The organism is Candidatus Methylomirabilis sp., assembly GCA_036000645.1.
Taxonomy (GTDB): Bacteria; Methylomirabilota; Methylomirabilia; order Methylomirabilales; family JACPAU01; genus JACPAU01.
In genome coordinates this window covers 1-9,253 of sequence record DASYVA010000138.1, presented here as the reverse complement: position 1 = coordinate 9,253, position 9,253 = coordinate 1, and the positions used below count along the sequence as shown (strand labels likewise).

Genomic DNA, 9,253 nt, shown 5'->3' with positions numbered 1-9,253 from the left:
CACGCTATGGGTCCGAAGGTCGATCACGTACACCGCGGCACTGTGCCGGTTGGTCACATAGGCGGCATTGGCGACGGGATCCATCACGATCAAGTCCGGCTTCTTTCCCTGGGGGATGCTTGCCACGACCCGATCTTCCGCGGTGGCGATCACCGCGATCTCATTGAGCCGACGGAGGGTCACGTACACGTGGTTCCCATCCGGGGTCAGGGCTACGTCGTGGGTGTCATCCTTCAGGGCGATGCGCGCCACGATCTGGTGGGTTTTCGTGTCGACTTTGGAAACGGTGCGCGATTCGCCGTCGCCCACATAGAGGAACCGCTCATCGGGCGTGAGGGTCAGGCCCATCGCATACCCGGCTGAGGGGATGGTCGCAACCACCTTGAGGGTTTCCGTCTCGATGACCGAGACGTCCCCCGTGGTTTCATTCGAGACGTAGGCGATCCGCCCGTCCCGGGTGAAGATGGCATGGGCCGGCCAGGTTCCGACCTTGATTTTGGTTTCGAGCTTGCGGAGCTGCGCATCAAAGACCAGCACTTCGCTGTCCCACCAGTCGAGGATGTAGCAAGACTTCCCATCCGGGGTGAAGGCGAGGTTATACGGTCGCCTTCCCGCGGGGATCTTCCCGACCACCTCCTGGCGGGTGGCGTCGATCACGAAGAGGACCAGCTCCTCATCATCGATCACGTAGGCCCGCGCGCCATCCCGTGTAAAGGCCACCCGGTTCGGCCGGGTCCCGACATTGGGGATCGTCTTCACCACCTTTCGGGAGACGGTGTCGATGACCGAGATAGTCCCGCTGTGTCCGTTGGTGACGTACAGGGTCGCTGCGTCCGCGCGATCCGATGGAGCGGTCGGGAGGCCGAATGCCCACACGGAGAGCAGGACCAGGAGCCGGAGCTGGGTTCTTGGGAGACGCAAGGTGTTCCCTCCTCGGTTGCGTGGGAGGACCGATGGCCGCCAATCTTGCGCGCACCGGATGCGGATTGTCTTCCTCCGGTAGTCTGGCGTCAAGTGTTTGCTGGTCTCGGCCGCCTGCATCGACCGGGCACTTGCAAAAAACCGACCAAGGTGAGCGTTCATGGCCGTCCGCCTGGCGTCAAGCCACCCGCCGGGCATGGCGTTCACCGGTCGCGCCGCTCCAGCGAGACGACCAGCAGTGCGTCTGGGGTCTCCTTGAGCCCGAAGGCGATCCGGTCCCCGGGCCGCAGGTCCCGGAAGAGCCGCGTGGAGGCCGCGAGGAAGGGCATGGCCATCGCCTCCTCCATCAGACCGGGGAGCGGATCGTGCTGGATGATGATCACCGGCCGCGTCGAGTGCAAGGGCGAAGGCGGGGGGAGGAGCTCCACGACCACCCCGGTCCCCCGGTAGTCCGGCTGCGGGTCCGTCGCCACCCGGGAGACGAGAGGCCAGAGCACTGCGGCACCTGTGATCAGGCTGCTTGCGACGGCGACCGCCAGCATCGCCATCGTAAGCGGCCGTCGGCTGCGCGCTGACCCCTCCGACCTGCCGCCCGAGGGGACGGGAGCCGGGATCTGCGCGGACTCGCGCGGCGGAGGCTCCATCGTGGACGTCCCCATCCGCCCTCACCGCTCGAGCGGGTAGCCCCGCGTCACCCAGCCGGAGAACCCGTCCTCCAGGATGCTCAGGTTCCGGTAGCCCTGGTCCCGGAGGAAGCGGTAGGCCGCCTGGACCTCCTCGGAGGGGCAGGCGCAGTACAGGATCACGTGGCCGGTGCGCGGCACCTCGGCGTAGTGGCGGCGGAGCTCTCGGAGCGGAACGGACCGGGCACCGGGCAGCCGCCCCCGGCTGAATTCCTCCGGAGGACGGAGGTCGATGAAGGCGAGCCGGGCCCCGGCATCCAGGAGGCGCTTCACGTGTTCCGCTGGAAAGGCCACATAGGAGGCTGCGGTGTCATGACCTGCGGCCGCGGGCAGGGCAGCAAGGGTCCCCGGGAGGGCCGCCAGGGCAACCCACTTCCACCAGATCTTCACGGGCTCGCTTCCTTCCGGACCGCCACCAGCACGAGCTCTCCACCCTCTGCTTTCAAAGTGAACTCGACCCGGTCCCCCGGGGTGAGGCCCCGCAAGAGCTTCCCGTCGGTGGTCGGAAAGGCCATCGTCATCGCGCCCATCAGGCCGGGAATCTCCTCGTGCGTGATGATGACGAACTTCCGCTCCGGCGCGACGGCTCGGATGATCCCTCGCATGGACCAGGCGTGCTCGCCGCCGGCACTGGGCCGCGTCGCCTGCCGGGCGACGTCCAGCTCCCGCCGCAGCCGCTCTGTCTCCTGGCCCCACCAATGGTAGCCGACCAGGACCCCCACGCCGAGCGCGAGGTTGACCAGCACCACGACCTTGTAGAGGCGCATAGGCGTCAGTGGACGTGCTCGTCCGGGGCCGCCGCTTTCGGGGCCTCGTTGTCGAGCCACCCGATCTCATGGAGGAGGCGCGAGAGGTCCTCCCAGCCCCCGTCCTGACCCGGAATCCACCGGGCCCGGAGGTAGCCCTGTCGGTCCACGAGGAACTCCATGTGGGAGGGGACCGGGGGGACGCCCTCCGCGGCCAGTGTCCTCCGGAAGAGGGCGTAGGTCTCGACGATCTCCTCGCTCCCCTCCACCGCGAGCGGCAGGGTCGCCGCGCGGGCCCCGAGCCTCCGGTAGATCCGGGGGGCGTCGCGCATGGGGACAGCCAGGGTGCGGGCACCCCACCGGCCGATCTGCGGCGCGGCGGCGTCGAGTCGCTCGAGGCGCGGGAGCGAGCCCGGCAGGGTGAAGAGGACCAGGTGGATGATCGCCCGGCCCCGGAAGTCCTTGAGGGTCTGCCCGGCCCCGACGCCAGATCCGAAGGTGAAGTCCGGGGCGACGCACCACGGGGTCGGCTCCACGAGGGGGGTGAGCGTCCGGGCCTGCTCCGCGGCGGAGAGGGCCCGGAGGAAGTTGATGAGGTCCCACCGGTCCTGCTCGGTCAGGTGGCCCTGGAAGGGGGGCATCTGCGTCCCGGGGATCCCGTTGGTGACCCACCAGAACAGGTCGCCGGCCGTATGCAGGGCGGTGTGCGGGGCGGTGAGGTCCGGCCGGGTCGAGGCGATTCCCCGGAGGACCGGGCCATCCCCGTAGCCGCCCGCGCCGTGGCATACCGCACAGTTCTGTTGGTAGAGGTGCTGGCCGCTCGCAATGGAGATCGCGTTGTAGGGGACCGGCGTCCGGAGGTAGGTGGTCGGATAGGCGTCCACCGCGAGGTAGCGGAGGGGGACCGGGATCGTGCCGGCCCAGAGGGCGAGTCCGGCGCCGATGGCCCACGGGCGGAGCCGTCCGCTAAGGGCGGCGGACCCCAGCGCCGCCGCGCCCAGCAGCGCCCCCGCGACCCCGACCCCGATCGCAAGCGGGACCCCAGGGACGTCTTTGTTGACCTCCCAGCTCAGCCGGAAGGCGAACGGCCAGGTGGGCTGGGCGTGCAGGGCGGGAGGCGTGATCCCCAGGGCGCCGACGACCAGGAGCACCGCCGCGCCCAGGCCCGCCTCGGCGATCACGTTCCGGGCGAGTCGGCGCATGATCGCGGCGCTCGTCCCCGCGCCCCCCTCGGGGGTATGAGCGAGGAGGGTGGGCTTGAGCCGCAGGAGGTTGACGGCCGCGATCCCGATGAGGGGGAGGAGGAGCGCGAGCTTGAGGAGGAGCAAGCGGCCATAGGGGGTGCCGACCAGCCGCGGGACGCTCCCGACCAGGGTCCAGGTGTTCACCAGGCCGGTCAGGACGAGGACGGCGACGCTGCCGAGACCGACCAGGGAGAAGCGGCGGGTCGCCTCCCGGGCGACGGCTGTCCAGGACGGGTCCGGGGAGCGCCCGGCCCACCGGAGGAGGACCGCGAGGGGGCAGAGCCCCCCGAGCCAGACCCCCACGGCGAGCAGGTGAAGGGCGTCGGACCCCTGGTGGAGGAGGCGCCACCTTCCTGTCGTCGCCGCGGCGTGCCCGGCCCAGGTCAGGGCGACGGCGAGGCCTCCCGCGAGCAGCACCCCTTCCAGCCGGACGGCGGTCCAGTCCCGGTCGTCCTGCTCGTGTTCCCGGAAGAACAGGAACCACGCCAGCAGGGCGATCAGGGCGAGCCGGACCTCCCAGACGCGGCCGAAGTTCGTCCCCGTCAGGACGGTGCCGACGGTCTCGAGCGTGAGGGCCTCGCCGAGCGGCCGGCCGCTGGCGATGGCTGCCTGCAGCCCCAGCCAGGCGAGGGCGGACGCGAAGGCGGTCAGGAGGCTCCACTCCGCCACCGCCAGCAGCAGCCGGTCAAAGCGCTCGAGGTCCGGCGCCCGGGTCGCGCCGGCCCTGCGGAACGCCGGGCGGCCGACGAGGAGGAGGAAGGCGAAGGTCCCGATCAGGAGGGTCAACGCCCCCAGGTGGACGAAGCGGATCAGGATCAGCAGCCCAGTCACTGGCTTTCCCGGATGGTGAACGGGAACTGGTCTTCCACGACATGTCCGTCGACGGAGAGGACCCGGAACTTGACGGTATAGGTCCCGGGGGCGAGCGGGGGGACCCCGACCGAGAGCCGGATGAGCTCGTCCGGGCCGACTTGGACGTCCCCCGAGTCCACCTGCTTCCCCTCCCTGTCCCAGACCGATACGCGGGAGAACCGGGGCTCCAGGCGCTCGTTGAACCAGAGCTGGACGCGCGTCGGCGCCCGCAGGAGCACCGCCCGGCGAGCAGGCGCCGACTTGACCAGGTACGCATGGGGCCAACCGCTCGTCGGCCCCAGCAGCAGGAGGGCGGCAAGGCATGCGCCGATCCACCAGAAGCGCGTCCTCGTCATCTCCGGTCTCTCCGGGAAAGCCGCCCTCAGTCGCATCGCTTGAGCAGGACGTCCCAGAGTTTCCCCGGGCGGTCCCCCTCGTTCCGCACGTCGTGGGGAGTCAGACTGGGAATCCAATAGACGGCGCCCGCCCCGAGAACCTGCTGGCCGCTCGGCGTCTCGAGCGTCAGTTCGCCTTCTAACACGATTCCCAGCTCCGGCTCCAGGCCGACGTGGCGCCCGGTTCCCGCTCCCGGGCGGAAGGTGAGAACGGTCACGCGGACCGAGTCGTTTTCCAGGGCCAGGTGGCCCTCCGGGGGTTGTGCCCGCGCCGCGCTGGCCGGGAGTAGAATGCCAAGGCCGAGAACGACTGCCAGTGCACGCCTGCGCACGATCCCTGTCCTCCCTGTTGGAGTGTGAATCCGGTCGTCTTCGGTGCCGGGGCGCGCCGTCCCCCGGCCGCCTGCCCGTTCCCCGAGCGGCAGACCCCAGCTCGGCTCGGACCCGGAGGAGCGAGGAGCGTCCTAGGCGGAGGCGGCGCCCCCGGGCGGGGCGCGGGGCGAGTGGGGGGCGACCAGGGAAGAAGGCGGCAGGGCCCCGGGAGGGGCCGGCGGGAGGACCTCCACCGCTCCCGGGGAGACCAGCGGGGGCGGGTCCACCTGGACCACCGGGGTCTGCTGGCTCTGGGCGAGCTGAGGGCAGGTGGCGCGGCTGTCGTCTGCATCGGCGATGTGGTGGACGAGATGCGGGGGGAGCGCGAGGAATTGGGCGACAAAGAGCGCGGCAGCGAGGGCGCCCACCGGTGTCAGTCGCCGGGGGTGGCGGACTGCGCGCAGCACGTGCCTCATCGGGACGGTATTATATCCGATTCCGCGTCCCAGGGAATTCCCTCTCCGTGGCCTGCGTTGCGCTTGGCCTTGACTGCCAGAGTGTCCGGAGATACAAGGGCTGAGGAGTCCAGAAGGAGCAGGGTTGCTCGGTGGGGGTGGAGGAGAGGCGCCAATGAAGCGGACCGCGGCCCTGATCGGGACCGGGTACCTGGGGCGGCGCCTCGGGGTCCGTCTCCTGGCGGCGGGCTACGCGGTCCGGGGTCTGACCCGGTCGCCGGAGCACGCCCGCGACCTCGTCCCGCTCGGGATCGCGCCCATCCTGGCCGACGTGACGCGCTCCGAGAGTCTCCCCCCTGCGCTGGAAGGAGCGACGGACGTCTTCCACCTGCTCGGCGCCATGCGGGGGGAGGAGGCGGCGTTGCGCCTTCTGCACGTGGAGGGGACGGGCCACGTCCTGGCCGCCCTGCCCGCCGGGCTCTCCCGCTACCTCTACGTGAGCAGCACCGCCGTCTACGGCCAGACAGAGGGGGAGTGGGTGGACGAGACGGCGGTCTGCGAGCCGACGTCCCTCATGGGGCGCCTCCGCTGCGAGGCGGAGGCCCTGATCCTGAAGGCACACCGGGAGCGCGGTGTCCCGGCGGTGATCCTCCGGGCCGGCTCCATCTACCGCCCGGCCAGTCCCGTCAACGCCCAGATCCGCGAGGGGCGGTACCGAGTAAGCGCCGATCCGGCCAAGTGGATGAACCACATCTACATCGAGGATTTCCTGGGGGGCCTGCTCGCGGCGGCGGAGCGGGGCCGCAGCGGCGAGGTGTATAACCTGGTGGATGACGAGCCGCACCCAGGCGGTGCCTACTTCACGGCCCTGGCCGAGGCGATGGCCGTCCCGCCGCCCCCGATGACCTTCACGCCCCCCGAAGAGGGCTGCGGAGCCCTCGTGCGGGAGAGCAACAAACGCTGCACGAACGCCAAGGTCAAGACCCAGTGCGCCTGGAGCCCCGCCTTCCCCACCTACCGCGATGGCATCCGCCACGCCGCCGCCCAGGGGTTCGCCGAGCCGCCCCTCCGCTGATTCCCCGCGTTGACCCCCCCTTTCCCGTCTGCTAGCGTCATGAGAAGTGGGGGTGTTCCATGGTCAGAAAGCCGAAGCGCGCGGCCAGGCGGAGGGAAACGCGGTCCGTCGAGAGCAAGCCCGCGGTTCCCGCCGAGGCCCCGAGCATCCCCGAGCCGCGAAGCCACCGGCGCCCCCCGGTGCCCGACGAAGAGATCGTGCGGCGCCTGAACGAGTTGCTGGAGGCGGAGCGGGCGGGGGTCGAGGCCGCCGCGGCCCTGAGGAAGAGCGACGCCGGTGGCCTGACCGGGGCCGACGTGAAGAAGTTTGGTGAGGATGAAGCCTGGGCGTGTGCCGGCCTGACGCGAGCCATCCTGCAGTACGGGGGGGTGCCGTCGGATCGGACGGGCGACTTCGGCCGGAACGTGGCCGCGCTCCGGAGCGAGGGGGAGCGGTTGAGCCTCATGGCTCGCGGCCAGGCCTGGGTGGTGAAGCGCCTCGATGCGCTGCTGGGGATGCCGCTGGACCAGGAAACCCGGGCCTTCCTCGCGGAGATGCGGGAGCAGCATCTGGAGAACATCGAGGCGTGCAACCGGCGCGCGGAGGAGCTCGAGGCTCCCCCCGGCCCCCCGTACCATCCGTTGCCCCTGGCCCGCCTCCGGGAGGCGCATGATCGGTTGTACTTCGGTCGGTGGCGGACGCCCGGTGCGACGGAGCGGGATCTCCAGCGGACGTACGCCCAACTCGGGCGCTACCTCGGTCTCCTCGCCGAAGAGGTCCAACGCTCCAGGGCCATCGAGGCCCGGCGATCTCTCACCAAGGCGCGCAGGGCCTATGCGAAGGGCGATCCTCAGGTGCACGGATCCGAGGCGATCCGGAGCCTCGACAATGCCCTCTCCTTCGCCCACAGCGCACTCAACGGCCTGCTCAGTCAGACCCGGGTGCCGCCGCACAACCCTGCCGACTTCGAGTCGTTCTATGATGTGGTCGGAGTGCCGTTCCGGGACGTGATCTGATCTCCTGCCCCGTTCGTCCCCCGTCCCTTTCGAATGGCTCAGAGGAGCGCCTTGATGGCAAACGTGGGGTCCTGGAGTTGGGCCTCTTTGCCGATGAGATTCTTCTTGAGGCGAATGAGGCGCTGGAGGACCGGGAACTCCTTGGAGCTGGTGTTGACCGCAAAGTAGGCCGTCAAGACGCGCTCCTTGAGGTAGAGGACGGTGAAGGACTTCTCCTGGAAGCGGCCGCGCAGAAGGACCTGGTCGTGCTCGCTCTCGTCGCCGGCAAACTCCAGGTGGAGGTCGAAGATGTCCGACCAGACGTAGGTGAGGAGGTCATAGGGGATGCCGGCCCCGGCCATGTTCTGGCCCGCGAGCTGGCCGCAGTACTCGGCGTGTCCCCAGTGCTCCACGCGCCGCCGCTTGCCCATCACCGGGTCGAGGTAGTTGGCGACGTCCCCGGCGGCGTAGATGTCCGGGTGGGAGGATTGGAGGAACTCGTTGACCATGATGCCGTTGTCCATCTTCAGACCCGCCTGCTGGGCGAGCTCGACGTTGGGGACGATGCCGACGCCGATGCAGACGAAGTCGCAGGGGAGCTCCTTCCCGGATCGGGTGAGGACGGAGGAGGGCCGGCCTTGCCCGCGAATCTCCGCGACCGTGTCGCTCGTGTGGAAGGTGACCCCCCGCTGCGCGCAGGAGTCCTGGAAGAACCCCGCCAGCGTGGCGTCCGCGAACCGAGCCCAGATATGGGGTTGGGCCTCGATGACGGTCACCTGGACGCCCAGCTGGGTCAGGGAGGCGGCTACCTCCATCCCGATGAACCCGGCACCGATGATGATCGCTCGCTTGCCCGGCCCCGCCTCGGCCGCGATGGCGGCGGAGTCGTCGAGGGTCCGCAGGTAGTGGACACCCGGCAGGTCGCCCCCCGGGAGCTTCAGGCGGACGGGCCGCCCGCCGGTGGCGAGAAGGGCCTTCTCGAAGGCGATGGCTTGGCCGCTCGCGAGACGGGCGGTCTTGGTGGACGGCTCTAGCCCCTGGACCCGTTCGCCCAGGATGAGATCGATGCCCCGGTCGCGGAAGTACTGTTCGGGGTCGAAGAAGAGCGCCTCGCGGGACTTCTCGCCGCGCAGAAACTCCTTCGAGAGGGGCGGGCGGTCGTACGGGACGTAGGGCTCCTCACCCACCAGCGTGATGGAGCCGTGGGGGTCTTGCTCCCGGAGGTGCTTGGCGGCCTGCCCGGAAGCCAGGCCGCCGCCGATGAGGAGGTATTTGGTGGATTTCATGCGCACCCCACGCGGAGGTCCACGAGCGGTGACCGTTCACTGTGATCAACGAACGGCCAAACGCCGGATCTGCGGGGGCACCCCAACAACCTGATGCTGCGGACAGGAGCAGGATACCGGGGGCCTCCGGGGAGACACGCTGCCGGAGGCCCCTGGCAACCGCCTCCCTTCCGCTATTTTTCTTCCATCGTGGAGTTGATGGTCTTCACCACCGTTCTACAGTGACTTCAAGTATTCGGTCAGGTCTCCCTTTTCTTGGTCAGTTAGCCCCAGGCCCAAGAAGGTGTTGTAGTGGTTGACCACGTCCCCC

11 protein-coding genes are annotated in these 9,253 nt (G+C 69.7%); 2 read left to right on the top strand and 9 right to left on the bottom strand.

Annotated elements, in window-relative coordinates; translation table 11 throughout:
- The 8 genes from VGT06_07890 to VGT06_07855 form a co-directional block, all read right to left on the bottom strand.
- Positions 1-921: beta-propeller fold lactonase family protein (locus tag VGT06_07890; protein HEV8663042.1), on the bottom strand; the 921-nt coding region annotated here is incomplete at its 3' end.
- A 203-nt stretch (positions 922-1,124) separates the two neighbouring features.
- The gene (locus VGT06_07885; protein HEV8663041.1) at positions 1,125-1,469 is read right to left on the bottom strand and encodes a copper-binding protein; all 345 of its coding nucleotides are present in this window, start codon (positions 1,467-1,469) and stop codon (positions 1,125-1,127) included.
- Between the two features lie 117 nt (positions 1,470-1,586).
- Positions 1,587-1,994, bottom strand: coding sequence for a rhodanese-like domain-containing protein (locus VGT06_07880; protein HEV8663040.1), 408 nt, complete (start codon positions 1,992-1,994; stop codon positions 1,587-1,589).
- Positions 1,991-2,371: a copper-binding protein gene (locus VGT06_07875; GenBank protein ID HEV8663039.1), complete on the bottom strand. Its 381-nt coding sequence runs from the start codon at positions 2,369-2,371 to the stop codon at positions 1,991-1,993. The genes VGT06_07880 and VGT06_07875 overlap by 4 nt, the downstream gene beginning before the upstream one ends.
- A 5-nt stretch (positions 2,372-2,376) precedes the next feature.
- The gene (copD, locus tag VGT06_07870) at positions 2,377-4,425 is read right to left on the bottom strand and encodes a copper homeostasis membrane protein CopD (protein ID HEV8663038.1); all 2,049 of its coding nucleotides are present in this window, start codon (positions 4,423-4,425) and stop codon (positions 2,377-2,379) included.
- Entirely contained in the window at positions 4,422-4,802 is a 381-nt protein-coding gene (locus VGT06_07865) for a copper resistance CopC family protein (protein HEV8663037.1), read from the bottom strand. Before VGT06_07865 ends, copD begins: the two co-directional genes overlap by 4 nt.
- 26 nt (positions 4,803-4,828) lie before the next feature.
- The gene (locus VGT06_07860) at positions 4,829-5,173 is read right to left on the bottom strand and encodes a cupin domain-containing protein (protein ID HEV8663036.1); all 345 of its coding nucleotides are present in this window, start codon (positions 5,171-5,173) and stop codon (positions 4,829-4,831) included.
- A 132-nt stretch (positions 5,174-5,305) separates the two neighbouring features.
- Entirely contained in the window at positions 5,306-5,629 is a 324-nt protein-coding gene (locus VGT06_07855) for a hypothetical protein (protein HEV8663035.1), read from the bottom strand.
- A 154-nt stretch (positions 5,630-5,783) separates the two neighbouring features.
- Between VGT06_07855 and VGT06_07850 the strand changes: the two genes are divergently transcribed.
- Both VGT06_07850 and VGT06_07845 read left to right on the top strand, forming a co-directional pair.
- The gene (locus VGT06_07850) at positions 5,784-6,683 is read left to right on the top strand and encodes an NAD-dependent epimerase/dehydratase family protein (protein HEV8663034.1); all 900 of its coding nucleotides are present in this window, start codon (positions 5,784-5,786) and stop codon (positions 6,681-6,683) included.
- A 179-nt stretch (positions 6,684-6,862) separates the two neighbouring features.
- Positions 6,863-7,678: a DUF6306 domain-containing protein gene (locus tag VGT06_07845; GenBank protein HEV8663033.1), complete on the top strand. Its 816-nt coding sequence runs from the start codon at positions 6,863-6,865 to the stop codon at positions 7,676-7,678.
- A gap of 38 nt (positions 7,679-7,716) precedes the next feature.
- Here VGT06_07845 and VGT06_07840 read toward each other — a convergent pair whose 3' ends face one another.
- Positions 7,717-8,943 (bottom strand): FAD-dependent oxidoreductase, encoded by a 1,227-nt coding sequence (locus VGT06_07840; protein ID HEV8663032.1) that lies wholly within the window; start codon positions 8,941-8,943, stop codon positions 7,717-7,719.
- Positions 8,944-9,253 lie beyond the last annotated feature (310 nt).

What these genes read in the sequence shown, in the direction of transcription:
- VGT06_07885 (HEV8663041.1), bottom strand. Translation starts at nt 1,469, where the DNA reads ATGGCGATGCTGGCGGTCGCCGTCGCAAGCAGCCTGATCACAGGTGCC.
- VGT06_07875 (HEV8663039.1), bottom strand. Translation starts at nt 2,371, where the DNA reads ATGCGCCTCTACAAGGTCGTGGTGCTGGTCAACCTCGCGCTCGGCGTG.
- VGT06_07865 (HEV8663037.1), bottom strand. Translation starts at nt 4,802, where the DNA reads ATGACGAGGACGCGCTTCTGGTGGATCGGCGCATGCCTTGCCGCCCTC.
- VGT06_07855 (HEV8663035.1), bottom strand. Translation starts at nt 5,629, where the DNA reads ATGAGGCACGTGCTGCGCGCAGTCCGCCACCCCCGGCGACTGACACCG.
- VGT06_07850 (HEV8663034.1), top strand. Translation starts at nt 5,784, where the DNA reads ATGAAGCGGACCGCGGCCCTGATCGGGACCGGGTACCTGGGGCGGCGC.
- VGT06_07840 (HEV8663032.1), bottom strand. Translation starts at nt 8,943, where the DNA reads ATGAAATCCACCAAATACCTCCTCATCGGCGGCGGCCTGGCTTCCGGG.